We start from the raw sequence: 25,209 nt of genomic DNA on the forward strand, positions 1-25,209 counted from the left end.
GCATATTCCTTTGTGGCAAATAATTTAATTAATGGGATACCAGAAACATCGGCTCAAATCATCCTTGGGGGCGGTGCAAGATGGTGTCAGATAAGTTTCGGCGGCAGCTTCGGCAAGAAGCGGTAGGTTGGCTGGCGAATGGCGTGATTGATCAAGCTCAGCATCAGCGGTTGTCAGAGCTTTACGAATTTGACCGTCTGGATACAGCCGCCCGCGATCGCTTCATTGTCATCCTGGTTGGTCTGGGCAGCATCTTGCTGGGGCTAGGGATCATCACCTTTGTGGCAGCAAACTGGCAAGCCATTCCACGTGAACTGAAAGTAGCAATGCTGTTGGTTCTATTTGTTGGCATCAATGCGCTGGGATTTTATCTGTGGAAGCAGCCTTTGAGCCTGTCCCCTGGTAGAGAACAGGCACAGCAGCGTGTTGGGCAGGGGCTATTGCTCCTGGGGGCGCTGATTTTGGGCGCGAATATGGCGCTGATGGGACAAATTTTTCATCATAGCGGTTCAGCCTACGCCCTATGCCTGATTTGGGGATTGGGTGTAGTCGCGATGGCCTATAGTCTGCGCCTTGTTTCCCTTGGAACTCTGGCAATTTTGCTGATGGGAATTGGCTACTGGCTGGGCATCCAGGAATTGTTTAGTGTAGGTGTGCTACCTGCCTTGGGATTGGTGATGCAAAACATGCCGATCATTGCTGGGGTGCTGTTTGTGCCGCTGGCTTATCGGTGCCGCTCTGGAGTCTTATTTGGGTTGGCAGCGATCGCCGTCATCTCTTCTTTTCTAGTCATCCTTATGGATCTGAGTTGGCTGTTTCCTAATGCACAGGGTGCTATGGGAGCGATTGCCTTCACTTTACCGGCTGCGTTGCTGTGGAGCTATGACGACGCAATCTGGCAGCGTCCCTGGCAAAGACTAGCTTCCTTGCCACGTCCTAAGCCGTTTCGAGCGATCGCCCAACCCATGGCGCTGATTTATCTGAGTGGCTTGGTTTACCTGATGTCTTACCACTTCTGGTGGACTGAAGGTGGCAATCAGGCTGCTGCCTCGCCCCAGTCTCAACTAACTGGTAATGGACTACCGCTATTGCTTAACCCTAATCTGCTCTTTCTAATTGGACTAACACTGGTGCAGTGGTTCTACCGAGGCAAGCCAGAGCAACGTACTAACTACTGGCGGCTGACTCAGAATGACGGGGTGATGCTGGTATTTTTGCTCGTCATTGCTTGTATATCGTTATGGCATTGGAATGTTTCGCCGATCATGGCGATCGCTACCCTCGCCTTTAACCTCCTACTGTTTTTGCTAGCTGCCGGATGCCTGCGCGAAGGCTTAGCGGAGGGGCAACGTCGCCTATTTTGGAGCGGCATCGTGCTGCTGACACTGCAAGTTCTTAGCCGCACATTGGAATACAACACCGGGCTATTGCTGAAATCGCTGGTATTTTTGCTCTGCGGCGTTGCCGTCATCCTGGTTGGGCTGTGGTTTGAGCGGCATATGCGTGTGTTGAAACGTCCAATCCTCCCCGACACTTCATCATCGGAGCAAGCGTCATGACTACTCACAACGTTCCAGGTTGGCGGTTTTGGTTGCCATTAGCGGCTCAGGTCGCTCTGATTTTGGCAGTTCCAGCGCAGGCAGTTTACACGCAGTTCGCAGGCAGAACGGCAATTCTACAAACGGTTCCGGTTGATCCTTATGATTTGCTACGTGGATATTATGTAACGCTGAGCTACGACATCTCCAGGCTTGAAACCCTACAAAACTTGCCTGGTGGAGAAATTTTAGCTACTCCAAATTGGTCAGCCCAAACTCCCTCTTTATTTGAATCTGGGTTGCCCTTTTATGTCGTGTTGCAGCCTGCTCCAGACTCCGATTCGCAATCTGCGGCAACCAGTTCATTGCCCCAACCCTGGCAGCCTGTGCGGATTAGTGGCGATCGCCCCACCAACTTACCCTCCAACCAAATTGCCCTACAGGGAAACTATCGACGCGGCAGCATTTCCTATGGACTAGAAGCGTACTATATTCCTGAAGATCAGCGGATTGAGATTAATGAACGAATCAACCAGTCTGGGCAACCAGGCGAAGCACAAGCCTTTGTCGTAGAGGTAAAAGTAGATGCCCAGGGGCAAGCAGTGCCCATCAGCGTGTGGGTAGGCGATCAGAATTATAAGTTTTGAGTCTTCCTCACCCAAAGCTGATCATTCAAAACTCAAAACCACTCTCTTTGCTTTGCTTCTAGCTACTCTGCTTCTAACGGTCTACGCAGTGGGTTTGCTATCATTAATCTTCTTTTATCTCTCCCAATGGGGAGGATTGGTTAATGGAGGACGCTAAAAAAGCGAAGGACCAAATTCTGCATGTGCTGAAGCTACAGGGCGCACAAACAGCGACTGCTCTGGCTGATGAGCTACAGGTATCACCGATGGCAATTCGGCAGCACCTTCAGACCTTAAAAGCAGAACAGTGGGTGACTTATCGCGAGGAACGTCGTCCAATGGGGCGACCCGTCAAGCTATGGCAATTAACCGAGCAGTCAGCCGATCGCTTTCCCAATCGGCACGCTGACCTGATGGTAGATTTGCTCCGCAGCATTCAAACGGTGTTTGGCTCTGATGGGGTGGATAGGTTAGTGACGGAGCGCAGCCAGCGGCAAATTCAAACTTACCAATCTAAGCTGACTGATTTGGTGGCTGAGCAGAATTGGCAACACCAGGTGAAAGCGATCGCCCAGCTTCGCACCCAGGAAGGCTACATGGCAGAAGTGATCGATCAGCCCGATGGCAGCCTTTTGCTAGTTGAAAACCATTGTCCCATCTGCACTGCTGCCCAAACCTGCCAAAAGCTGTGTGGAGCAGAATTAGAGGTATTTAAGGCAATTTTGGGAGAGGCAATCGCCATTGAGCGAGTTGAGCATATTTTGCAGGGCGATCGCCGCTGTGCCTATTGGGTAGGGCTGAGGGATCAAGGACGAGGAAATACCTCTTTCCCTAATCCTTAGCCCCTCATCAGTTCACCCTTGGTAAAAACGGCAGACGCATATACGCTCCTAGCGGATCGTTGAGCGCTTTTAGGGTTTCCAGGTCGGCTCTTAGCTTTTGAAGTTCTAGAGAAAGCGGGTCGCTTGGTGTTGCAGCACGAGTTATCTGGTCGTTGATTCGACTGCTGAACAGTTGACCAAAGAATTGCTCACCAAAGCTGGGATATTTGGGATATTCCTCTAGCCGCCAGTCATCTCCCAAGTCGGCTTCTTCAACGGCCGCCTGAATTGCGGCATCTAGCCCACCCAATTCATCTACCAGTCCTAACCGCTCTGCGGCAACACCAGACCAGACTCGTCCCTGAGCAATTTCGGCAAGCTGCTGTCGAGGAATGGGACGAGATTCTTCAATTTTGTCGAGGAAGCGATCGTAGAGCCGATCGACAATTTGCTGCCCGATCGCCAGTTCTGCTTCTGTTTTAGGACGGGCGATCGTCTCGTAATCGGCATACTGTCCGGTCTTCACTACGTCCCAGGTGATACCGTTTTGGTTAGCAAGTTCCTGCACGTTAGGCAATAGTCCAAACACGCCGATCGAGCCGGTAATCGTATTGGGTGAGGCAAAAATTTGACCGCCATAGGTAGCAATCATGTAGCCACCAGAGGCAGCAAAGCTACCCATTGAGACAATGACGGGTTTTGCTTCTTGCGCCAAAAATACTTCTCGCGCAATCTGTTCAGAGGCAGTGGCACTTCCACCCGGACTGTTAATCCGCAATACGATCGCTTTTACTTCGTCGTCTTTACGCAGTTCTCGAAGCTGTCTGGAAAGGCGATCGCCCCCCACCTGACCTGCACTCCCTTCACCGCTGACGATATCGCCCTCTGCAACTACAAGCGCCACTTGGTTGTCGCCTCCAGCATCCTCGTCGGCCGCAAGCACATCAGCATAAGTGGGTAGAGCAATGTGGCGGAATGTTTCTCCTTCCCCTTCCCCTTCTCCCTCTGATTCACCCGTTAGTTTTCGTAACTCTGTCACAATTTCATCGAAATAGCTGACCCGGTCAACCAAGCCTGCCTCTTGAGCCTCATCGGCTAGCAGTAGCCCTTGATTGTTGGCGATCGCCTGAAGCTGTTGAGAAGTAATTCCCTGACTTTCGGAGGTAGCAGCAAGAAACTCACTCCACAAATCAGCCAGCAGTTGTTGGGTTTGTTCCCGCTCTTCAGGGCTTCTGCTAGTGCGGATAAACGGCTCCACTGCCGACTTATAGCGCCCCACGCGCAAGACCTGAATGCCAACACCGTATTTTTCCAAAGCTCCTGCAAAAAATGTAGTTTCTGCCCTGAACCCGTTTAGCTCCATCAGTCCACTGGGACTAAGGGCAACCGTATCTGCTACAGAGCCAAGATAATAGTCTTGTTCTGCCCAAGCTTCTGAATAGGCAAAAATTGGTTTTCCAGACTCGTGAAATGTTTGCAGTGCCTCTCGCACTTCTCGCAATGTGGCGAACCCAGAGCCAAGCCCAGTGGCATTCACATTGCCCGTAAGATATAGTCCGACGATGCGGTCATCTGTAGCAGCCTTCTCCAACGCATTCAAAACATTGCGGAGTGACACCGTTTCTGGAGTACCGTCTGATAAAACCCCTTGAATAACCGTGTTGGCATCAGAAACCGGGCTGGAATCTGTGATCTCCGTAGACAGGTCGAGAACTAAGATGGAATCTTTTTCTACAGTCGGTCCAGCACTTCGAGAGGCAGTGGCGATCGCACTGATGATAAATAGGAGTCCTCCAAGTCCCAGCGTCACAAACAGAATTAGTCCAACGAAGCTAGCAAAGGTGTATTTGAGAAAGTCGCGCATGAGGGGAGTGGGAATTAGGGATTAGGGGTTGGGGATTGTGGAGTTGGAATTTTAATGGGTATTTGAGGGTTAGTACAAACGCAATTCCATCACGTCTCTATGGAGGGTAGTCAACCAAAACGGAATTGAGGCTAGATCTAGTTTAGAGTTTGGATTTAGAACTGTTGGAAATTCAACTAAATTCCCTAACCTCCAAACCTAATCCCTCATTCCCAAACTTTGCAGAACACCAGGATTCCCTAAATCTCTCAATGTAGAACTGCCTGTGCAAAAGAGAACGGTAGTAAGTTCTGCAATTAACAGCTTGACTAGCTCATGCAGTGCATCTTCTGATTCTGAGGCGGCTTGCAAAAAAGGCAGGGCTAGCCCAGCTAAGTCTGCTCCAAGGGCGATCGCCTTAGCTGCATCCAGTCCATTCCGCAATCCGCCAGAGGCAATCAGGGGAATGGTGGGGGCGATCGCCCGAATTCCAACAATGCACTCTGCCGTTGGCAGTCCCCAATTGGCGAATGTTTCTCCTAGTCGTCGCTGCTGAGCATCCTTTGCCCGCTCACTTTCCACCTTTGCCCAGGATGTTCCTCCGGCTCCGGCTACATCAATTGCACTAATCCCTGCATCAATCAATCTTTCCGCCATTTTTGCGGAGATGCCGTTGCCGACTTCTTTCGCAATCACAGGCACGGGCAGCTTTTGACAAAGTTGCGCAATTTTGGCAAACAGTCCGCGAAAGTTAGTATCTCCACTGGTTTGGACTGCTTCTTGAAGCGGATTGAGATGCAGTACCAGGGCATCGGCTTCTAGCCAGTCGATCGCCCGCTGGCATTCCTCTAACCCGTAGCTGTAGTTGAGCTGAACAGCTCCCAGGTTAGCAAATAGGAGAATGTCAGGGGCAAGCGATCGCACCGCAAAAGTTGGCTTCACTTGCGGATTTTCGATCGCTACTCGTTGCGACCCCACTCCCATCGCCAGCTTGTAATGCTGCGCCACTTCTGCCAATCGGTAGTTAATCCGTTGGGCAAGCTCAGTTCCCCCCGTCATGGAAGAGATCAGTAGGGGCGCACCCAGCGACTTTCCTAAGAAAGTAGTTGTCAGGTCAATTTCATTCAGATCTAACTCTGGCAAACAACAGTGAGTAAACCGATAGCGCTCCAGCCCAGTCGTAGTTTGGTGAAACTGCACATCCTCTTCCAGGCAAACCCTTAAGTGGTCTGCTTTGCGTCCCTGAGTTAAAGCTGCATCCTCTAAGATGTTTCCGTTGTGATTTGCTGTTTGATTGATTGAAGAATTTATAGTTGAACTCACAGTGCTTGAACCAGCCGCTAATATGCCACTGATATTTTGCTAAAAAGTGGCACCATGACTTTTAGTAATTTGCATAACTTTGCTTAACGGTACAGCTAATCGAAAGAATTTGCGGCACAAGCGGTGGCGATCGCCCATATTAACAACGCAATAGGCTTTGTGTAGGGACGTTTCGCGAATCGCGAAACGTCCCTACACCCATTGAAATGCCCTGAATGTTTAGTCTGCTGGCATCAGCTTATGCAAACCAAGGTTGAGCTTTGATCGGCAAGGAGAAGTCTGCTTCAGGCAGGCTTTTTGACAAACTCAAGATAGTCAAAGCGAGCATACTCACCCCCATCTCGAATACCTTCCAGCTTAAATGTCTCTCCCTCCTTTAGTTGCACAGAACCTAAATTACGTCGCACAAAGCTAGACGAGCTTGCTTTATTGCTAGACAAATTCTGGTCAAAGCTCAGAGTAAAATCCTTTGCGGCAAAGTCTAGCTTGAGGGTAGAACGACCATCATTTTCGTCGAAATAGCCCATCACAACGTCATAGGTACCAGAACTGCCCTTAAACGTTTGGCTCAAGCTGCCTTTTGTCCCGGTTAGTTTAACTAGTTTTTGAGCGGAAGCCGAAGACAAGCTTTCAGCTGAGTAGCCTGATTTGGACATATTCTCAGCCTCATAGCGCAAGCTACTTGATGGAGAAGGACTGGGAACTGGACTAGGTGTTGGATTGGGTACTGGTGTAGGAGTTGGCAGGGGTGCAGGCGCAGGAGTGTTGCCAGGACGCGTCTGTAGGCTCTCAGCGCGACGAGCATCTTTCCACACTTGCTGTCCAAACCAGCTTAAATTATCTGGCATTGAACCACTAGAACTAAAGTTAGCTTTGTGTCCCCCACCACCAGTGGTCAGGTCAAAGGCATCGCCTCCCTGCCAAGCCCAGGCAAAGCGTCCCACCTCTCGCTTTTGAACAACCGGCAAAACACCACTCACTGTCTCCTTAAATCTGCCTGAGCTACCGTTTTCAGCACCATATTCCCCCACAACCAGGGCAAGTCCTTTGGCGTGAACTCGGTCAATGAAATCATCCATTTTTGCTTGAGTGTTCGTCTTCCACTGGTCGTATGTGTGCAGGGAAAAAACTGTGTTTTTGTCCGGATCAACAGATAACAGTTTTTGTCCTAAAGAAAGAATGGCAGATTTGCTTTCACTCACAGGGCTACTGTTCCAGGAACCGCTGTCTTGCCCCCAAGACCAACCATCTACAACGATCGGGTTATCAAAGCCAGTAGAGCGAATTGCTTTGATCACGGTAGTGTTTTGCTGTACATATTTGCTCACTGCGCTGGAGCTGCCGCTGTCAGAGCCTCCAGGTTCATTAGAAACGTTGAGCCAGACGTAGGGATTGTCTTTGTATTTGCTGGCTAATCCTTTATGCCAGTTGACCAGCTTGTTCAATTCATCTGAGCTGTACCATTTCCCGGTGCGTTCGTGCGGTTCAATCATCACCACAATGCGCTGACTGGTGAATTTCTCGACGATCGCATCAATGGTGCCGTTTTCAGCATAGGTTTGTTTGTTGTCCAAACCGAGCTGACGAACATTTAATCGAATTGAGTTAAATCCCCAACGTTTAATGTTGTCTACCTGTTCAGGTGTTTTGCCAGGCCATCCATAGCCTGGTCCGTTAATGTTGACCCCTTTGGCAATAAACTCACGTCCGTTTGGGTCATAGATTTTGGTGCCAACCACCCTAAAGTCATTTGAGGAGTCTGACCTACCGGCTGGAGTGGTTGCAGCAGCAGCAAATCTTTGAGATGAGGTTTGGCTCGTAGAAGCCATGAAAGAATCGCTGGAACGTTGTCTGTGTATTGATGGTGAGTATTTTGGAGTACTCAAGGGGGATGCTGTAATGTCTGGTGATGCAGTTCCTAAAGGTTGCTGGTTCTTCTGTCCAAAACCTTTGCTGGATTGCATGTTGAGCTCCTATTGATGATTAGATTGTTGGAATGTTGTGTAATGAGCAGGCTAAAGCTGAGCAACTGAGGTTAAGTTCGGTACTCAAAACATCTGCAAAACATGTGTCTTTACAGACTGCTGCAACAAAGCACAGCAATTTAGCCGTGAAATATCGGGTTCAGCACTGTTTCTGGTAGATGGGCTGAACAGAATTGGAGGTTTTGGAAGTGCAAGGAGAAATGGCGATCGCCACCTCCCTTATTTCCACCCTCACTAAAGCTGAATTAGACGCAAAACACCGGCTCCTGAAACCTTAATTTCAGGTAGATTCCCCATCAGGAGCCACTGATAGATGAGTGATGAATGTGCTGAAAACTTTCGCAGAATCGCCGTTTGGGTTCAGAGTATAGAACTCAAGTACAGGACTGGTTAGAATTTGCTCGAATCTTTCTTGGACAAGCAATCTTTGAACTTGCAAAGATGTGATACATGCCATCTCCACAAAAGCTATTGAGCATTAGTCATGTTTAACCAAGAAGTATTGGTTGGTAAACGATTGTGCCTAGACCTGGCGGATGCATTGAAAGAATGGGTATTCAATTTCACCCTTAGAGGTTAGATGCGTTATACACGTCTAACGTTATATTCTACCCATGTAAATAATGTCAAGGATTGCCAAAAATGAGTGATATTTAGAGTTAGCAGGAACTTTCTTGATGCTCTGTTCGTCTACCTAATTGATATGATTCGTTCAACAACAAAATGATGTGAACGAGTTGCCAAAACTTTTTGTTTTTTGGGAACAATTATCTTGTTAATTTAGACAGACGAGATAGCTTCTCACACTCACCTATTCGAGCGGTAATTAGCTGCGAGTGATTAATTCCACTGCATCGCGCCCATCAATTTCTTGTAGATAAACTTTCACCTGTTCTTCTTTGGCGGTAGGCAATTTTTTTCCAGTGAAATCAGGGTGAATTGGTAGCTCTCGATGCCCGCGATCAACCAGTACTGCCAGCCAAATTGCTTCTGGTCTACCGTAATCATTTACTGCATTTAACGCCGCCCGAATGGTTCGCCCTTTGAAGATCACGTCATCAACTAACACAACGGTTTTGCCCGACAAATCAAAGGGAAGCTCCGTTTTTGCAGGTGTGCGTACTCCAATGGTGTCTAAGTCATCCCGATAGAAGGTAATATCTATTGCACCAACGGGAACTTCCACCTGTTCCAGGACTTCAATTTGTCGAGCTAGCGTTTCTGCCAGTGGTACGCCTTTAGTGTGGATCCCTAACAGCATGAGTTTCGACAAATCTCCAGCCCGTTCAACAATTTGAGAGGCTAGCCGAGTCAGGGTACGACGCAGTTCGTCGGCGGAGAGAATTTCAACAACTTCTGGGGGCATGGGGTCAGGGATTAGGAGTTGGGAAGGCTGATTATTTTAGCAATCTTCTGACAGCCAAGCTCCTGCTTCTGACAGCCAAGGTTGCTCGTTGCAGATGCCAATCGAGATTATCGTGGGATTGGCTAAAGGCGATCGCCCCCAAATCCACTCAGTTATTCCAAGAAATATTAAGATAAGATCATTACGGCTTCTTTACAGCACCCGATCCCGATCGACTAGGAAAACTTTGTTAAGAAGCTATTAAGCGCAGCTTATCTCTTATTCAATCTCTCTGGAATTCTCTTATGACTCTGCCGATTCGCAATGTTGCCATCATTGCTCACGTTGATCATGGCAAAACAACTCTAGTTGATGCGCTGCTCAAGCAGTCTGGCACATTTCGCGAAGGGGAAGAGGTTCCAGACTGCGTCATGGACTCCAACACCCTGGAACGGGAGCGGGGCATCACCATTCTGTCAAAAAATACAGCCGTTCGTTTCAAGGAAACGCTGATCAACATTGTAGACACCCCTGGTCACGCTGACTTTGGTGGCGAAGTGGAGCGCGTGTTGGGCATGGTAGACGGCTGCATCCTGATCGTGGATGCCAACGAAGGCCCAATGCCTCAAACCCGATTTGTGTTGAAAAAGGCTCTGGAAAAGGGCTTGCGCCCAATTGTGGTGGTGAATAAAATTGACCGTCCCCAAGCTGACCCGCATGGGGCGATCGACAAAGTGCTGGATCTGTTCCTGGAGTTGGGTGCAGATGACGACCAGTGCGATTTCCCTTACCTGTTTGCTTCTGGGCTAGAAGGCTACGCCAAAAACACTCTGGAAGAGGAAGGCGTAGACATGCAGCCCATGTTTGAGGCAATTTTGCAGTACGTCCCCGCTCCGGTTGGCGATCCGGCGAAGCCTTTGCAGCTTCAGGTGACGACGCTGGACTATTCAGAATATCTGGGTCGGATCATCATCGGCAAAATTCACAACGGCACCATCCAGGCAGGTCAGCAGGCGGCACTCGTGACTGAAACGGGTGAAGTCGTCAAGGCAAAAGTGACGAAGCTACTGGGCTTTGATGGACTCAAGCGAATTGAATTGCAAGAAGCTTCGGCAGGCAACATCGTTGCGGTCGCTGGGTTTGCCAATGCCAACATCGGCGAAACAATTACCTGCCCGAATGAGCCACAGGCTTTGCCGCTGATCAAAGTGGATGAGCCAACTCTGCAAATGACCTTCTCAGTGAACGATTCGCCGTTTGCGGGACAAGAGGGAACTTACGTTACGTCTCGTCAGGTGCGCGATCGCCTCTTCCGTGAGCTTGAAACTAACGTTGCCCTGCGGGTTGAAGAAACTGACTCTCCAGACAAAATTGCGGTTGCGGGTCGAGGTGAACTTCACTTAGGTATCTTGATCGAAACCATGCGGCGAGAAGGCTACGAGTTTCAGGTTTCTCAGCCACAGGTCATTTACCGCGAGGTCAACGGTCAGCCCTGTGAGCCATTTGAGCTACTTGTGCTAGACGTTCCTGAAGATGGAGTTGGTGGCTGTATCGAGCGTCTGGGTCAGCGTCGAGGCGAAATGCAGGACATGCAGGTGGGCGGCAACGGTCGCACTCAGCTAGAGTTTGTCATCCCGGCGCGAGGCTTGATTGGCTTCCGGGGCGAATTTATGCGCCTGACTCGTGGCGACGGCATCATGAGCCACAGCTTCCTCGACTATCGTCCGCTCTCTGGCGATGTGGATACTCGCCGCAACGGCGTGCTGATTTCCTTCGAGGAAGGCGTTTCCACTTTCTACGCGATGAAAAACGCTGAGGATCGGGGCGTATTCTTTATCTCACCTGGAACCAAGGTCTACAAAGGCATGATTATCGGTGAGAACAACCGTCCTCAAGACCTGGAAATCAACGTTTGCAAAACCAAACAGCTGACTAACCATCGCGCCTCTGGCGGTGAAGAACTGGTGCAGCTTCAGACTCCGGTCGACATGAGCCTGGAACGCGCGCTGGAATATATCGGTCCCGACGAACTGCTGGAAGTCACTCCAGAGTCAATTCGTCTGCGGAAGATGTCTAAGAAGCTAGCGAAGCGCTAAAAATCAGTCGATAGACTTTGTGAAGCGGGCAAGATGCCCGCTTTTTTATTTGGCGCTGTTCCCTACAAGGTTTGGCAGGAGGTTGAAGAGATCGTGTTTTCGAGGCTCTAACCTCTTGCAGTTGAGCAGCTAGTAGTACGCACAGCGAATCTCAAGCGTTGGGTTACGCTTTGCTCCACCCAACCTACGCGATGATTTTTGTCAGTCAATTAGAGAAGAGAGCAGCTCCATATACCGCAGTCCTATATTCCTTTGAGGAATTCCTTGAACCAGCGATTTCGTCGGAGGTAGAGGAATAGAGCGATCGCCGCTCCCAAAACAACAATCAAAATAATGGGTTACCAGTCAGGTTGGAGTTGCTCAGCGGTGGAGTAACTGCTGTTCTGCTCGTTTAGGATAAAAGGTCTGATAAACAGAATAGAGAGGAATCCAATCAGGAGCGAAACCGCAAACGAGAATGAAGCCGATGTTTTTCGGGGCGATCGCTGGGGTGCCTGGGAGGATATTAATGGAACAGGCTCAGTAGGTATTTGACTGGGGAGTGGTGGAATCGAAGGACTGACTGATGGTGGCAAAGGAACTGGAGGAATGCGTTCTGATGGTAAAGTCGTCTCTTGCTGCGATCGCTCCAACTTCTGTTTCAGCTCCTCTATGGTTTGCTTGAACTCCTGATTACTAGCCTGAAGTTCTTCCCGCTCCCGCTGAATTTGATCTCGTTCCTTCTCGACTTCCTCCAATTCCTTTTGCGCCTTGGCGGTGTCCTTCAGGACGGTGGTGAGCAGCACCGGGGCAGTTAACCCAGAGTAGAAGGCAGCCCATCGAGTCGATGGCTCCAGCACCCAGGCGATGAATCCGCCCACGATCAGAAAAGGGATGGAAAAGATCAGATAGCCCCACGACCAGCGAAATACGGGCTGCGATCCAGATTATAGAGCCTCAAAGCTTCTGGAGCGGCTGCCCCAACGCAACCAATCCAAAAATTGGGGTCAATGTTCATGAGTTTGGGCGGCAGGTAACTGAATTGCCCTGATCATATTCTTTGACAACAAAAAGACCTAGCATCGCTGCCAGGTCGAGAGTGTAGTTCTTGCAAGGAATTTCCAATGACACATCGAAAACGTGAGTTTATGGTTCCCAGACTGCAAGGCTAACTCACAGCGAGCGCCCACAAAAAAACCTGACATTGCTGCCAGGTCTAGAGAGAAAACCCATGACAAATCAAAAACGTAAGCTTATGGTTCCCAACCCGTGTTGCGCCTAACATTGTCAAAGCAGAAGAATAGTCGTCTCTAAATTGAGAAACGGCTTCGATTTGCGTCAACGATCATTTGCTCAAACTCGAATAGATTGGGGTTGGAGGCGTTTACGGTGGCGCGTAGCCAGTGAACGTTGGGGGAGCCGAAGGTTTCAACACGGGTGAAGTTCTCCAATGGCGGAATTCCTTCATGGGTGAAGTGCAGCAGCGGTTTGTCAATTCGAAAGTAGTGGCTGTCTCCGTGAACCAGAACCACTTGCCCCCGAAAGTTAAAGGTTTCAGTTTCTAAAGCGCTAAGGAAATCGTTGAAGCCGGTGCGTTTAGCTGGCTCTAGCTCAAAGTTTGGGTTTGCCTGGATGATTAACATAATGCCGCGATCGCCATTTTGCTTGGACAACGTAAAAGCCTCCTGCATCCAAGCTAAATTGGCTGTATTCCGTTCCCAATATTCAGCATCGCCCTCTGGTGTGCGTCCAAAGCCGTTGTTGCTTCCTGTCACATTTAGCCCGACAAACAGCACGTCACCATAGCTCCAGCGCACATTCTCTCGGAACTTCGCAAATTGGGAATTTTCGCTTTGTCGAGTCAGATGCAGCGTTCGTTTGCCCAAACTCTGGTTGCCTTGAGTAAACAGGTCACGAAATTTTTCCAGTCGTTCAAGCGGGTCATAGCTGCCATTGCTTTCGCGGTAGCAGTCCGTCCATTCGTTATCCCCAGGGACGTAAATCAAAGGCAGTTCAAACCGATCAAATAGTTGCTTACGTTGGGCAAATACTTCATCACTACACAAATCAGTACCGCTCTTGAAGTCGCCATCATGCACCACAAATCTGGAATCTGATTGGTTAATCTGGTCAGTCAAATTGCCAAATTTCTCAATCTGGTCATTGTCATAAGGCAAATCGCCAATCAACGCAAAAGAAAATCCCTCACCTTTCTGACTAAGCGATGGGTGAGCAACTGCCCACAGTCCCAAACTGATCACCAAAGTAGATAAAAAAGCAATTAGAAAAGCCTGTGGGCGCATTTGACCTCCTAAAGCCATATGACAAGCTGCATGACTCCTATTTAGTCATAGCCAAAGAACTTTAGGGAAAGGTTATGCAAATGCAGAACTTGAGAGACTTGAACTTTGAGGGACTTAAACCTTGAAGACTGGGACAACGCAAAACCCAACGTCAGATGCGCTAGTGTAAAAACAGAGCCTCACACTAGAAGCTTTGAATCATAGATAAAAAGCCTTGAACGATATAGAGGAGTCCCATGAGTCAGACGATTACCCCACCTCCCACAGAACTGAGTAATCCTGAGCTTCGCCCGTCGAGTGCGAAAGTGGCGATCGCCCCTCCTCCTGGTTTTTTCTCTGGCGAGTTTGTGCAGGAAACGCTGGCACTCACGCGGCGGCTATTTATTCAACTTCAGCGACGACCCAGCACCCTGATTGCCGGAATCATTCAACCTTTGATGTGGCTAGTGCTATTTGGCGCACTGTTCCAAAACGTTCCTCAGGGATTATTTGGTGAAAGTGCCAATTATGGGCAGTTCTTGGGCGCAGGAATCATTGTCTTTACCGCCTTTGGTGGAGCGCTAAACGCCGGACTGCCAGTCATGTTCGACCGCGAGTTTGGTTTCCTTAATCGGCTGCTGGTCGCTCCCTTGGCTTCGCGTTTTTCCATCGTTTTGGCATCGGCAATTTTTATTGCGACGCTAAGCATGGTGCAGACGGTTTCGATCGTTGCCCTTAGCGCATTTCTCGGTGCAGGCTTGCCAAATCCGCTGGGTCTAGGACTGGTAGTGGCGATCGTGCTGATGCTGGTGCTGGGTGTAACGGCATTGAGCCTGGGGCTAGCGTTTGCGCTACCGGGGCACATTGAGCTCATTGCCGTGATTTTTGTCACGAACTTGCCGCTACTGTTTGCCAGTACTGCTTTAGCACCGATAGAGTTTATGCCAGGTTGGTTACAGACGGTGGCTAGCCTGAATCCACTCACTTACGCGATTGAACCAATCCGCTATATCTATGTCCACAGCGATTGGTCGTTAAATAGCATCATTCTTCATGCTCCATTTGCAGAGGTGACCTTGGGAATGGCGCTGATTGTGCTGCTGGGTTTTGATGCGATCGCCCTCCTCAGCATCCGTTCCCTGCTTCGCCGTTCTTTTGCTTGATTTTCCTGACTTTCTCAAATTGGGCGATCGAATTTGAGCAAGTTGCCAGAGTGAATCATCCAATTGGGAGCAAGTTCTCATCAATTTCCGTCTTGAATAGTGTTGACCAAACAATTTGGTATTTGAGCTTAGTTCTATGAAGACTGCATTTCTGATGACACTCCTGCGTTCTACTTCTGCTGTGCTGATGGCTGTGGGAATTGTGGCTACAGCATCCCTCCAACCGACTGTGGCTCAAACGGTTGACCAGTTAGACAACTCTCTGAGTGGAGATGGCGACAGTTCTGATCCTTTCTCAGGCAGGGGCAACCAGTCTGGTAGTCTGCTTGACCTGATCCACCGGGTCACCCTAGGGAATGATCGCACTCCGTCTGAATACAACTCGACGCAGCAAGAAAACCTGGGGACTGCAGCTACAGACTTTCGCACTCGACAACTAGAACTTTTGCGCCAGCAAAACCAAAATCAGCCTGGAACCCAAGAATCTAGCGAGACTCCAGCGGAAAGCAACTAGGGCTCAACGCTCCTATACACTTACTGTCGCCGTCTCCCACCTTCCACCCTTGCATCTCCCCTTCTATGGCACAGATAGACGACGTGCTGAACTTTTGGTTTGCCGACCCTCAAACGGGACTGGCTAACTATGATCAATGGCGCAAGGTCTGGTTTATTAAGAATGCGGCGTTTGATCAGCAGGTGCGCGATCGCTTCCTCACCACCTACGAACAAGCAGCAGTAGATCAACTTGACCACTGGCAAGATTCCCCCACTGGCTGTCTAGCATTAATCCTGGTGCTAGATCAGTTTCCCCGAAATATGTTTCGCCGCGATCCCAGGGCTTTTGCGACTGATTCAAAAGCTGTGGAGACAACGCAAAGGGCGATCGCCAGAGAATTTCACCAGCAGCTAAAACCGCTCCAGCAGCTTTTTCTCTACCTGCCGCTAGAACACAGCGAAAACTTAGATCCCCAAAACCATTGCGTTGCTCTGTTTCACAAACTCGTCACAGACCATCCAGAGTTGGGCAAAGAGTTTGAAGATACCTATTCTTACGCAGTCCGGCATCAGGCAATAGTCGAACGCTTTGGACGGTTTCCCCACCGCAACGAAATTTTGGGACGAGAAACCACACCCGAAGAAGCAGAGTTTCTGAAAGAACCTGGTTCTTCTTTCTGAGCTAATGGCACTAAATCCTGAATTCTTCTACTTCATACGCAAGCGCGTCGGTTTGGATGTGTTGTACCACACAATCTCGCTAACCCGTATGGAGGAGGGCAAAGAGAGCATTCAGTGAGACGGTAATAAATGTCGCTAAATGCGATTCGCTCTTCCCACAGGACACATCTCAAACTGTCCCACACTTAGCCATTTGATTAAGCTATTTTTCCAGTTCTCCAAAACGCTGAAATGATTGTTATCACCCGATCTCCGGTCTATCTATTAGAATCAGGTGGGATAAAGCTCACTGGCACAATCACAGAACTTCAACCACCTTCTCCTCAGAACTGAGGTTTCCGAAGAATAATAGTTTTATACCCAACAGGGAGTTTGCACAGTCTCTCTGGAGATTCCAAGCTAATCAGAATCCTCGTAGGTAATTCATGAAATCCTCTATCCGCCGTTCTATTGCTGCCCTTGCCATTGCTGCATCTACTGCAATGGGTAGCATTGCGATTCCCTCTAGCCCAGCGATCGCCGTCACCTTTGAGCAGCAAGAAGTTAACCAAACAGAATTCCTCGCAGTCGCCGCCCCCCGCACTTCTGCTGGCACTTCCCACTACCTCGTCGTCATGCGGCAGAGAAGCAATGCCCGTCCCTGCTGGGGTGTGTCAGGCTCAAACCCAACCATTGTTGACCCACTCTGGCTTAACTTTGACTTCACCGGAATCTGCGGTCGTAGCCTAGATAGCAACGGCTACTCTCTTCGTGCCGCAGGTGAAGATTTGGGCTTGCAGTACAGCCTTCGCGTCGTCAACCGAAGCGGTGATCTGACCTTGGTCGCTGCACCCAACCGCCCAGGTGGACAGCAAATCGAAATCGCTAAAGCAAACGGCACAACTACTGGCTTTGCCAAGCTTAACCTCAACCCAGGCTGGCGCTTTGCTGAGCGCTCGTTCCAGGGAAGAGGCACAGGACACATCTACATTGCCACAGATACCCCACTTGCTCAGCTGACTACTCCGGGTACAGGCACTCCCGGCACAGGCACTCCTGGTACAGGTACCCCAGGCACGGGCACTCCTGGCACGGGCACTCCCGGCACAGGCACTCCTGGCACGGGCACTCCCGGCACAGGCACTCCTGGTACAGGTACCCCAGGCACGGGCACTCCTGGCACGGGTACAACCTTCCGTGATGTTGCGGGCGACACCTATGCGAACGAAATTCAGCGAGCTGTCAACGTTGGTTTCATCTCAGGTTTCTCTGAAGACAACACCTTCCGGCCACGTTCTCCTCTGACCCGTGAGCAGCTTGTCTCACTGGTTCTAGAATCGCTGGATCGAGTACCTAATCTTAATCTGACCATTCCTACCCAAACCAGCAGCAGACCTTATCCAGATGTAGATGCGTCTCGTTGGAGTGCCGCTAAGATTCAGTTTGCTCGTGCTAACAACATCATCAGCGGCTACGAAGACGGTACTTTCCGTCCTACCCAACCTGTTACACGGGCTGAAATGATTGCAGTACTGAGCAGAGCCGCTCAATACGGTCAAAACCTGCAAGGACGCGGTACTCAGCTCCAATCGCAGCAACCCAGAACCTTCTCTGATACTTCTGGACACTGGGCTGCTCAAGTGATCAGCCAGATGTCGGGTTACTGCGGCGTTGCCTCTCCAGTGAATGAGACGGGAACTGCCTTTAGTCCCAATAGTCAAGCACTGCGTAACTACGCTGCTGCTGCCACCTTGCGGATGTACAACTGTCTCTCTGGACAGCAGCCTCAAACACAGCCACCTCAAGGCGGAACTGGACAGCAAACCCAGCCGACGCCGACCCCAGGTGGAACTGGACAGCAAACCCAGCCGACGCCGACCCCAGGCGGAACCCGACAGTAAGTGAGCTGGCGTTAGGTAGCGTCCTCTAAATGCTACCTTGCAGAGTTCAAATTGCTCCGGATGGCAGAGTCGAGTCCAGGAAAAGGAAAAATTAGGGGCAAAGCATTTTGCCCCTCTGATTCTCTTAAAACTTACGCAATCCTCCATAGAACAAGGGCTTAAAACTCTTGTTAGTATGGCGATCGCTTAACTTTTACTTGTGTAAGTCCTGTCTCCTAATCTGCATTGGTTCTCAGCATCCAGACGATGTCCCTCAACCTTCTGCTTAGCAAAGGCACAAAATCTACCTGGATGTCGTCATTCTGATAGATCGGGCTTTGGTTCTCCCCTCACTCAATTCACCTAAATTAAAACAACCAAGGAAACTTAAATGAAAAAGTGCATCCCAGTTCTATTGCTCGGTGTCGCCCTTGCGGCTGGTGCTCTTCCTGCTCAGGCTCAGGATGCTGTGCCTGCTGCACCTCTGTCTGTTGAACAATCGCAAGATTTGACAACGACTGCGCAGGATTTTGTCGATAACCTGGTAGCAGGTGACTACAACGCTGCGCTTCAGATGTATGACCCTGCTGTGAGAACGAGCATCACCACCGACACTCTGCGTCAGGGTTGGGAAGAAGCCATTGCTGCAAATGGAGCATTCCAGCGCGTTGTTGGTGTTGAAACCCAGGCACTAGAAGAGTCCGCAGACGGTTCTTACATTGCGATCGTCACGACCGAATTTGAGAACGGCACGGTTGATTTTCTCGTAAACTTCACGGGCCAAAATCAGATTGTTAGCATTTTCCCAGTGGCTGAATAGAGCGTTCTAGACGAGCCAGAATCTATCTAAAACGGGGTGTTGGAATGACCTTTACGGATTCCAGCACCCCGTTTTAATAGCTGCTTTAATCAAAATTCGTTAGGATGCCATCAGTAGATATTCGCAAGAACTCAATAATTTCTCAGTTGGCTGGTGTTTCTTTAGGAATGGCTGCTGAAACTCTTTATGGAATTTCAAATTAAGGCTCCGTTTGAACCGACAGGCGACCAACCGACGGCGATCGCTCAACTCGTATCAAGCATCAATGCAGGGCACCGCTTCCAAACCCTGCGTGGCGCAACTGGAACAGGCAAAACCCATACAATGGCACGGGTGATTGAAAAAGTGGGTCGCCCGACGCTCGTGTTGGCGCACAATAAAACGCTAGCAGCGCAACTTTGTAATGAGCTACGCGAGTTTTTCCCAGACAACGCAGTTGAGTACTTCATCAGCTATTACGACTACTATCAGCCCGAAGCCTACATTCCCGTTACTGACACCTACATTGCCAAGACTGCTTCAATCAACGACGAGATTGACATGCTGCGGCACTCGGCAACGCGATCGCTGTTTGAACGGCAAGATGTGATTGTCGTCGCTTCGATTAGCTGCATTTATGGTTTGGGAATTCCCTCGGAATACCTCAAAGCCTCGATTCCGTTTCGAGTGGGCATGGAGGTTGATCAGCGGCAGGTTTTGCGCGATCTGGCATCAGTGCAGTACGAGCGAAATGACTTGGACGTGGGGCGCGGCAAGTTTCGGGTCAAGGGCGATGTGCTAGAAATTGGCCCAGCCTATGAAGATCGCCTGATCCGGATTGAGTTTTTTGGCGACGAAATTGACGCAATTCGCTACATCGACCCCATCACGGGCGAAACGTTGCAAAGCATGGAAGCGCTGAACGTCTATCCGGCTCGTCACTTTGTCACGCCGGATGAGCGGCTGGAAGTGGCCTGTGACGCGATTCAGCAGGAATTGCGCGATCGCTTGGAAGAACTAGAAAAAGACAACAAGTTGCTAGAAGCACAGCGGCTCGAACAGCGCACTCGCTACGACCTGGAGATGCTGCGTGAGGTCGGCTACTGCAACGGCGTTGAGAACTACGCTCGTCATTTGGCAGGACGCATTCCGGGGTCGCCGCCAGAGTGTTTGCTCGACTATTTTCCTGATGATTGGTTGCTGGTGATCGACGAGTCTCACGTCTCAATTCCGCAAATTCGAGCGATGTACAATGGCGATCGCGCCCGCAAACTCGTCCTGATTGAACACGGATTTCGCCTGCCTAGTGCCGCCGATAACCGTCCACTCAAAGCTGAGGAATTCTGGGACAAGGTCAAGCAGTGCGTATTCGTTTCCGCGACTCCTGGCGATTGGGAAGTAGAAATCTCTGAAGATCGCGTGATCGAGCAGGTAATTCGCCCAACTGGAGTAGTCGATCCCGAAATATTTGTACGCCCTAGCGAAGGGCAAATTGACGATCTGCTGGGTGAAATCCAGACGCGCATCAGCCGCTCAGAGCGCACCCTGGTGACGACTCTGACTAAGCGAATGGCGGAAGACCTAACCGAATACCTCCAGGAACGGGGCATTCGAGTTCGCTATCTGCATTCTGAAATCAACTCGATTGAGCGCATCGAGATTCTGCAAGACTTGCGCGAGGGAGTCTTTGACGTGCTCATCGGAGTGAACCTGCTGCGGGAAGGTCTGGACTTACCGGAGGTGTCGCTGGTAGCGATCCTTGATGCTGATAAGGAAGGATTTTTGCGGGCAGAGCGATCGCTTATTCAAACCATCGGTCGCGCCGCTCGTCACGTTCAAGGGCAGGCTATTCTTTACGCTGACAATCTTACAGACAGCATGGCCAAGGCAATTAGCACGACAGAACGTCGCCGCGAAATCCAGATAGAGTACAACATCAAGCACAACATCACGCCGCAGCCCATCGTCAAAAGGCAGCGAAATTCGATCCTCTCTTTTCTAGAAGTCTCCCGACGGCTGAATGCTCAAGAGCTAGAGGTTGCCTACGAACATGCTGACGATCTGCCGCTAGAAAACATTCCGGAACTGATTACCCAGCTTGAAAGTCAGATGAAAGATGCAGCCAAGCGGCTGGAGTTTGAAGAAGCAGCTAAGTTGCGCGATCGCATCAAGCACCTGCGCGATAAACTCTTGGGCAAACACTGAAGCCACTCCCGACTGAAATTGATATCTTGTTCGAGGTTGATATTTTCTACGTGGTGCTTGCCAGGTCTAAAAGCATGGTCGATTTGACAGTAGCCATTCCCACCTACAACGGTGCCCAGCGTTTGCCAGATGTACTAGAAGCACTGAAATCCCAAACGGGCACTGAGGCTTTTACCTGGGAAGTCCTCGTCGTTGACAACAACAGTCGCGACACAACAGCCGAAGTCGTCAAAGTCTATCAACAAGACAGCCCTTACCCAGTCCGCTACTGTCTTGAAGCCATGCAGGGAGCTGGCTTCGCCCGCAAACGCGCCATTCAGGAAGCTCAAAGTGAACTAATCGGCTTCCTGGATGACGATAATATTCCCCAGGCAAACTGGATTGCTGCCGCCTACGCTTTCGCTCAAGAACATCCAACCGCAGGAGCGATCGCCAGTCGAATTCAAGGAGAGTTTGAGGTCGAACCACCCGAAGAGTTCAACCGCCTTTTGTCCTTCTTGGCGCTAACCGAACGCGGACCTGATCCGCTAATTTATGAACCTGCCAAAAAAGTGCTGCCCCCCTCGGCTGGGCTAGTTATCCGCAAACAGGCATGGATAGAAAACGTGCCCGATCGCCTGATCCTAAACGGTAGAGTTGATGGCAACATGCTGACTGCCGAAGATTTGGAGATGCTTTCCTACATCCAGCGATCGGGCTGGGAAATTTGGTACAACCCAGCAATGCAGGTGCGCCACAAAATTCCTAAGCAGCGACTAGAGCGGGAATACTTAATTCCATTCTTTCGCGGCATTGGCTTGAGCCGCTACGTTACTCGAATGCTCAGCGTTAAACCCTGGCAGCGATCGCCCGCCCTGATTGCCTACACACTCAACGATATTCGCAAAATCACCTTACATCTGCTCAAACACCGCACGAAAGTCAAAACTGACCTCGTTGCAGCCTGCGAATTAGAGCTATTTACTAGCAGCTTAATCAGTCCTCTTTATTTGTGGAGAAAAGGCTATTTAAGCTCTAAGAAAACATAAAATTTAGCAAGAATAGGCAGTTTGTATTACGAGAGTTACTAAGTTAATATAACTACGAAGGTAGGCGGGGATGGGGATGCAAGTCGATTTTACGGTGGCTATACCAACCTACAATGGCGCAAAGCGGTTGCCTATCTTGTTGGAAAGATTGCGATCGCAAATCAACCCCGACCAAATCCACTGGGAAATCCTGATCGTTGACAACAACAGCACCGACGAAACCGCGCAAATTATTCAAAACTATCAATCAAACTGGAACCAAAATTTCCCCCTCAGATATTCCTTTGAACCGGAGCAGGGAGCCGCTTTTGCCAGACACCGCGCTGTACACGAAGCAAAAGCAGACCTAATTGGCTTCCTGGATGACGACAATTTACCTGATTCTAATTGGCTTTCAGCCTCCTATTCCTTTAGCCGAAAATACCCGAAAGCAGGAGCTTACAGCGGTCAAATTCACGGTGACTTTGAAGTGGAGCCACCCGCAGATTTCAACCAGATTCAGGCTTTTCTGGCAATTCGAGAGCATGGTCCGAACCCTAGCCGTTTTGATCCCGATAAACTTCAACTCCCTCCGGCGGCCTCGTTAGTCGTCCGTAAGCAAGCCTGGAACGACGTTCCACCCCGCCCAAACTTAACCGGCAAGCTACCTGGCTTATTTATCCAGGGTGACGATTATGAGCCGTTGCTTTACATGCACAAAGCTGGCTGGGAAATTTGGTATAACCCCGACATGCACACCTATCACCAAATCCCGCGTCAGCGCTTTGAAAGAAGCTATCTGCTGATGCTGGCTCGTGGGTGCGGTTTGGCTACTTATCAATTGCGAATGATCAATGCTACGCCCCAGCAGGCACCGCTAATTTTCACCAAAACTTTGATTGGAAATCTGCGGCGAATGCTCATGCACCTGCTTAAATATCGGGGGAAACTTAAAACTGAGCTCATTCCAGCATTTGAAATGGCATTCTACCGAGGCAGTTTAGAAAGTACGTTCTTCTCTTTCAGAAAACCTCAAAATAAATAGCTATATGACATGCCTTTAATATCCGTTGTTATTCCAGCCTATAACGCTGAGAAAACCATTAAAAGCACCGTTGAATCAGTTCTAAATCAGAGCTTCTCATATCTTGAGCTGATTGTGATTAACGATGGGTCTAAAGACTCAACGCTTGATATTCTTTCTAATATTAATGATTCTCGCCTTAAAGTTTTTTCTCATTCAAATTCTGGTCCCCAAATCAGCCGTAATCGCGGCATCAAGGAAGCTACTGGTGAATATATTTCCTTCCTGGATGCGGATGACTTATGGACACCCGATAAGCTTGAGTCTCAATTCAACGCACTTCAGGCTAACCTCGAAGCGGCTGTTGCCTATAGCTGGACAGACTGGATAGATGAGAGCGATCGCTTCCTCCGTCGAGGCACTCATATCAGTGCTACAGGCGATGTATTTGCCAAATTACTGCTCATTGACTTTGTAGAAAGTGGTTCCAATCCTCTCATTCGCCGCCATGCTTTAGAGGCGGTTGGTAGTTTCGATGAAGCTCTTGTTGGGGGGCAAGACTGGGACATGTGGCTGCGTCTATCAGCTAAATTTTCTTTCACCGTTGTCTCATCGCCTCAAATTTTGTATCGTAAATATCCCAACTCCAACTCATGGTCCAACAACGTAGAGAGACAAGAAATCGGTTTCAAGCGAGTTATCGAGAAAGCACTTTCCGAAGCTCCTGATTCGGTAAAGCGCTATCAGAAAGATATCATTTCTAATCGCTACAAATGCCTGATTGTGGATGCTTTAGAAAGACCCGCGGGCAGAAAACGTGCTCTAACAACCGCTAGATTTCTTTGGATTGCTCTAAAGAATGATCCGTCTTTACTTCGTGCAAGAGTTTTAGCTAAAGTCGTTTTGAAAACTGCCTTGGTAGGAGTACTGTCCGATCGCCAAGCACAAGCTTTGTTCAATAAATTAGGCAACCTTTCTGATGTGAAAGCGCTGCACGGGTATTTGCGATTAGATCCGTCTTAAATCAGGGAAAAATGTCTGAGGAGTTAGCATCAGATGCCGCTTATATCCGTAGTGATTCCAGTGTACAACGGCGAGAAAACGATTAAAGAAACCGTAGGGTCGGTTTTAAATCAGACCTTCTCAAACTTTGAACTAATTGTCATTAATGACGGTTCTCAAGATTTAACTTTAGAAATTCTTTCCAATATTTCAGATTCACGCCTCAAAGTTCTCTCCTATTCCAATGCTGGGTTAGCGGCTAGTAGAAATCGTGGCATTGAACAGGCTTCTGGCGAATATATTTCTTTTATTGATGCAGACGATCTCTGGACAGCAGACAAGCTAGAGGCTCAACTCAAGGCACTACAAGCAAATCCTCAAGCGAGTGTTGCCTACAGCTGGACAAACTGGATTGATGAATCAAATCAATTTCTGCGATCGGGCGGACACATTCTGGCAAGCGGTCAGGTTTATACAAAATTATTAATTAGAGACTTTGTTGAAAGCGGCTCCAATCCATTAATTCGTAAGCAGGCTTTAGACACGGTAGGCGGGTTTGATGGCTCCGTTCCTGGCGTTGAAGATTGGGATATGTGGCTTCGTTTGGCTGCACGTTATGAGTTCGTCGCAGTTCCGTCTCCTCAAATTCTGTATCGAATTTCTGCAAATTCCATGTCTACAAACGTGTGGAAAATGGAGAAATCGAGTTTGCGGGTGATTGAAAAAGCTTTTGCTGAAGCAAGTCAATCTTCAGAACTGGATTCTTCAACTGCCTTAAAGCGAAAAGTTTTAGGGAGTCGCTATCAATACTTGACTTTGAAAGCTTTAGAAGGCAATTTAGAGCGACGCAAAGGGTTAACTTCGGTGAGATTTTTTGGGATGGCGATCGCCAACGATCCTACCTGGTTAAAAAGACCCAAACTAATGGCAATTATTCTATTCAAAATCATGGTAGCTACCCTGCTGCCTCAATACCAAACCAGAAGGCTGTTAACAGCTATTAGAGCCTTACGCCAAAATCAAGCGCCTGCTTGATTCTACTGTTTGGTGCTGGTTTCCACATGAAGCTGCGCAATTTGAAGTATGTCTCGTGTAAGCGAGACATACTTCAAATTGCGCAGCCTTAAAGAGAACGG

Annotated in this window: 20 protein-coding genes; 14 read left to right on the forward strand and 6 right to left on the reverse strand. The window is 49.3% G+C overall.

Features of this window, described 5'->3' with window-relative positions; all coding sequences use genetic code 11:
• The first annotated feature begins 80 nt into the window (after positions 1-80).
• The 3 genes from H6F93_RS26150 to H6F93_RS26160 all read left to right on the forward strand — a co-directional run bounded on the left by H6F93_RS26150 (position 81) and on the right by H6F93_RS26160 (position 3,006).
• Entirely contained in the window at positions 81-1,559 is a 1,479-nt protein-coding gene (locus tag H6F93_RS26150; protein WP_190645196.1) for a DUF2157 domain-containing protein, read from the forward strand.
• A complete protein-coding gene (locus H6F93_RS26155; protein ID WP_190687337.1) occupies positions 1,556-2,185 on the forward strand; it encodes a GDYXXLXY domain-containing protein in 630 nt (209 codons plus the stop codon). The genes H6F93_RS26150 and H6F93_RS26155 overlap by 4 nt, the downstream gene beginning before the upstream one ends.
• Positions 2,186-2,328: 143 nt before the next feature.
• The gene (locus H6F93_RS26160) at positions 2,329-3,006 is read left to right on the forward strand and encodes a helix-turn-helix transcriptional regulator (RefSeq protein WP_190687341.1); all 678 of its coding nucleotides are present in this window, start codon (positions 2,329-2,331) and stop codon (positions 3,004-3,006) included.
• Positions 3,007-3,013: 7 nt separating this feature from the next.
• On the opposite strand, the gene sppA is transcribed toward H6F93_RS26160, so the two are convergent.
• The 4 genes from sppA to pyrR form a co-directional block, all read right to left on the reverse strand.
• Positions 3,014-4,849, reverse strand: a complete 1,836-nt coding sequence (gene sppA / locus H6F93_RS26165) for a signal peptide peptidase SppA (protein WP_190645193.1) — start codon at positions 4,847-4,849, stop codon at positions 3,014-3,016.
• A 198-nt stretch (positions 4,850-5,047) separates the two neighbouring features.
• Positions 5,048-6,151 carry a type 2 isopentenyl-diphosphate Delta-isomerase gene (fni, locus tag H6F93_RS26170; RefSeq protein WP_524538019.1) on the reverse strand — a complete coding sequence of 368 codons (1,104 nt, stop codon included), beginning with the start codon at positions 6,149-6,151 and terminating at the stop codon, positions 5,048-5,050.
• A 284-nt stretch (positions 6,152-6,435) separates the two neighbouring features.
• On the reverse strand, positions 6,436-7,980 hold the full coding sequence (locus tag H6F93_RS26175; RefSeq protein ID WP_190687343.1) for a glycoside hydrolase family 5 protein: 1,545 nt from the start codon (positions 7,978-7,980) through the stop codon (positions 6,436-6,438).
• Between the two features lie 982 nt (positions 7,981-8,962).
• Positions 8,963-9,502, reverse strand: a complete 540-nt coding sequence (pyrR, locus tag H6F93_RS26180) for a bifunctional pyr operon transcriptional regulator/uracil phosphoribosyltransferase PyrR (RefSeq protein ID WP_190687346.1) — start codon at positions 9,500-9,502, stop codon at positions 8,963-8,965.
• 284 nt (positions 9,503-9,786) lie between these two features.
• On the opposite strand from pyrR, the gene typA reads away from it, so the two are divergent.
• A complete protein-coding gene (gene typA, locus H6F93_RS26185) occupies positions 9,787-11,577 on the forward strand; it encodes a translational GTPase TypA (RefSeq protein ID WP_190645189.1) in 1,791 nt (596 codons plus the stop codon).
• A 338-nt stretch (positions 11,578-11,915) separates the two neighbouring features.
• Here typA and H6F93_RS26190 read toward each other — a convergent pair whose 3' ends face one another.
• Positions 11,916-12,437, reverse strand: a complete 522-nt coding sequence (locus H6F93_RS26190; RefSeq protein ID WP_190687349.1) for a hypothetical protein — start codon at positions 12,435-12,437, stop codon at positions 11,916-11,918.
• Positions 12,438-12,866: 429 nt separating this feature from the next.
• Positions 12,867-13,877 carry a metallophosphoesterase family protein gene (locus H6F93_RS26195; protein WP_199314047.1) on the reverse strand — a complete coding sequence of 337 codons (1,011 nt, stop codon included), beginning with the start codon at positions 13,875-13,877 and terminating at the stop codon, positions 12,867-12,869.
• A 218-nt stretch (positions 13,878-14,095) separates the two neighbouring features.
• Between H6F93_RS26195 and H6F93_RS26200 the strand changes: the two genes are divergently transcribed.
• From H6F93_RS26200 to H6F93_RS26245, 10 genes are all read left to right on the forward strand, one after another.
• Positions 14,096-15,001 carry an ABC transporter permease gene (locus H6F93_RS26200; protein WP_190687354.1) on the forward strand — a complete coding sequence of 302 codons (906 nt, stop codon included), beginning with the start codon at positions 14,096-14,098 and terminating at the stop codon, positions 14,999-15,001.
• Between the two features lie 136 nt (positions 15,002-15,137).
• Positions 15,138-15,515, forward strand: a complete 378-nt coding sequence (locus tag H6F93_RS26205) for a hypothetical protein (RefSeq protein ID WP_190687357.1) — start codon at positions 15,138-15,140, stop codon at positions 15,513-15,515.
• A 65-nt stretch (positions 15,516-15,580) separates the two neighbouring features.
• Complete coding sequence (locus H6F93_RS26210) at positions 15,581-16,177, forward strand: DUF924 family protein (protein ID WP_190687361.1); 597 nt, start codon at positions 15,581-15,583, stop codon at positions 16,175-16,177.
• A gap of 425 nt (positions 16,178-16,602) precedes the next feature.
• Positions 16,603-18,057 carry a DUF3747 domain-containing protein gene (locus H6F93_RS26215; RefSeq protein WP_190687364.1) on the forward strand — a complete coding sequence of 485 codons (1,455 nt, stop codon included), beginning with the start codon at positions 16,603-16,605 and terminating at the stop codon, positions 18,055-18,057.
• Positions 18,058-18,427: 370 nt separating this feature from the next.
• Positions 18,428-18,856 carry a DUF3887 domain-containing protein gene (locus tag H6F93_RS26220; protein WP_190645179.1) on the forward strand — a complete coding sequence of 143 codons (429 nt, stop codon included), beginning with the start codon at positions 18,428-18,430 and terminating at the stop codon, positions 18,854-18,856.
• A 186-nt stretch (positions 18,857-19,042) separates the two neighbouring features.
• Positions 19,043-21,040 (forward strand): excinuclease ABC subunit UvrB, encoded by a 1,998-nt coding sequence (gene uvrB / locus H6F93_RS26225; RefSeq protein ID WP_190687368.1) that lies wholly within the window; start codon positions 19,043-19,045, stop codon positions 21,038-21,040.
• A gap of 74 nt (positions 21,041-21,114) precedes the next feature.
• Entirely contained in the window at positions 21,115-22,068 is a 954-nt protein-coding gene (hpsE, locus tag H6F93_RS26230) for a hormogonium polysaccharide biosynthesis glycosyltransferase HpsE (RefSeq protein ID WP_190645177.1), read from the forward strand.
• 76 nt (positions 22,069-22,144) lie between these two features.
• A complete protein-coding gene (gene hpsE, locus H6F93_RS26235; RefSeq protein ID WP_190687373.1) occupies positions 22,145-23,092 on the forward strand; it encodes a hormogonium polysaccharide biosynthesis glycosyltransferase HpsE in 948 nt (315 codons plus the stop codon).
• 9 nt (positions 23,093-23,101) lie between these two features.
• A complete protein-coding gene (locus H6F93_RS26240) occupies positions 23,102-24,094 on the forward strand; it encodes a glycosyltransferase (protein WP_190687377.1) in 993 nt (330 codons plus the stop codon).
• Positions 24,095-24,127: 33 nt separating this feature from the next.
• A complete protein-coding gene (locus H6F93_RS26245) occupies positions 24,128-25,108 on the forward strand; it encodes a glycosyltransferase (RefSeq protein ID WP_190687380.1) in 981 nt (326 codons plus the stop codon).
• The last annotated feature ends 101 nt before the right edge of the window (positions 25,109-25,209 follow it).

Origin of the sequence: Leptolyngbya sp. FACHB-671 (assembly GCF_014695745.1) — a bacterium.
GTDB lineage: Bacteria > Cyanobacteriota > Cyanobacteriia > Elainellales > Elainellaceae > JAAUTN01.

What these genes read in the sequence shown, in the direction of transcription:
- H6F93_RS26210 (WP_190687361.1), top strand. Translation starts at nt 15,581, where the DNA reads ATGGCACAGATAGACGACGTGCTGAACTTTTGGTTTGCCGACCCTCAA.
- uvrB (WP_190687368.1), top strand. Translation starts at nt 19,043, where the DNA reads ATGGAATTTCAAATTAAGGCTCCGTTTGAACCGACAGGCGACCAACCG.
- H6F93_RS26150 (WP_190645196.1), top strand. Translation starts at nt 81, where the DNA reads ATGGTGTCAGATAAGTTTCGGCGGCAGCTTCGGCAAGAAGCGGTAGGT.
- hpsE (WP_190687373.1), top strand. Translation starts at nt 22,145, where the DNA reads ATGCAAGTCGATTTTACGGTGGCTATACCAACCTACAATGGCGCAAAG.
- pyrR (WP_190687346.1), bottom strand. Translation starts at nt 9,502, where the DNA reads ATGCCCCCAGAAGTTGTTGAAATTCTCTCCGCCGACGAACTGCGTCGT.
- H6F93_RS26200 (WP_190687354.1), top strand. Translation starts at nt 14,096, where the DNA reads ATGAGTCAGACGATTACCCCACCTCCCACAGAACTGAGTAATCCTGAG.
- H6F93_RS26240 (WP_190687377.1), top strand. Translation starts at nt 23,102, where the DNA reads ATGCCTTTAATATCCGTTGTTATTCCAGCCTATAACGCTGAGAAAACC.
- H6F93_RS26220 (WP_190645179.1), top strand. Translation starts at nt 18,428, where the DNA reads ATGAAAAAGTGCATCCCAGTTCTATTGCTCGGTGTCGCCCTTGCGGCT.
- H6F93_RS26155 (WP_190687337.1), top strand. Translation starts at nt 1,556, where the DNA reads ATGACTACTCACAACGTTCCAGGTTGGCGGTTTTGGTTGCCATTAGCG.
- typA (WP_190645189.1), top strand. Translation starts at nt 9,787, where the DNA reads ATGACTCTGCCGATTCGCAATGTTGCCATCATTGCTCACGTTGATCAT.
- H6F93_RS26160 (WP_190687341.1), top strand. Translation starts at nt 2,329, where the DNA reads ATGGAGGACGCTAAAAAAGCGAAGGACCAAATTCTGCATGTGCTGAAG.
- H6F93_RS26245 (WP_190687380.1), top strand. Translation starts at nt 24,128, where the DNA reads ATGCCGCTTATATCCGTAGTGATTCCAGTGTACAACGGCGAGAAAACG.
- H6F93_RS26215 (WP_190687364.1), top strand. Translation starts at nt 16,603, where the DNA reads ATGAAATCCTCTATCCGCCGTTCTATTGCTGCCCTTGCCATTGCTGCA.
- H6F93_RS26205 (WP_190687357.1), top strand. Translation starts at nt 15,138, where the DNA reads ATGAAGACTGCATTTCTGATGACACTCCTGCGTTCTACTTCTGCTGTG.
- sppA (WP_190645193.1), bottom strand. Translation starts at nt 4,849, where the DNA reads ATGCGCGACTTTCTCAAATACACCTTTGCTAGCTTCGTTGGACTAATT.
- hpsE (WP_190645177.1), top strand. Translation starts at nt 21,115, where the DNA reads ATGGTCGATTTGACAGTAGCCATTCCCACCTACAACGGTGCCCAGCGT.
- H6F93_RS26195 (WP_199314047.1), bottom strand. Translation starts at nt 13,877, where the DNA reads ATGGCTTTAGGAGGTCAAATGCGCCCACAGGCTTTTCTAATTGCTTTT.
- H6F93_RS26175 (WP_190687343.1), bottom strand. Translation starts at nt 7,980, where the DNA reads ATGGCTTCTACGAGCCAAACCTCATCTCAAAGATTTGCTGCTGCTGCA.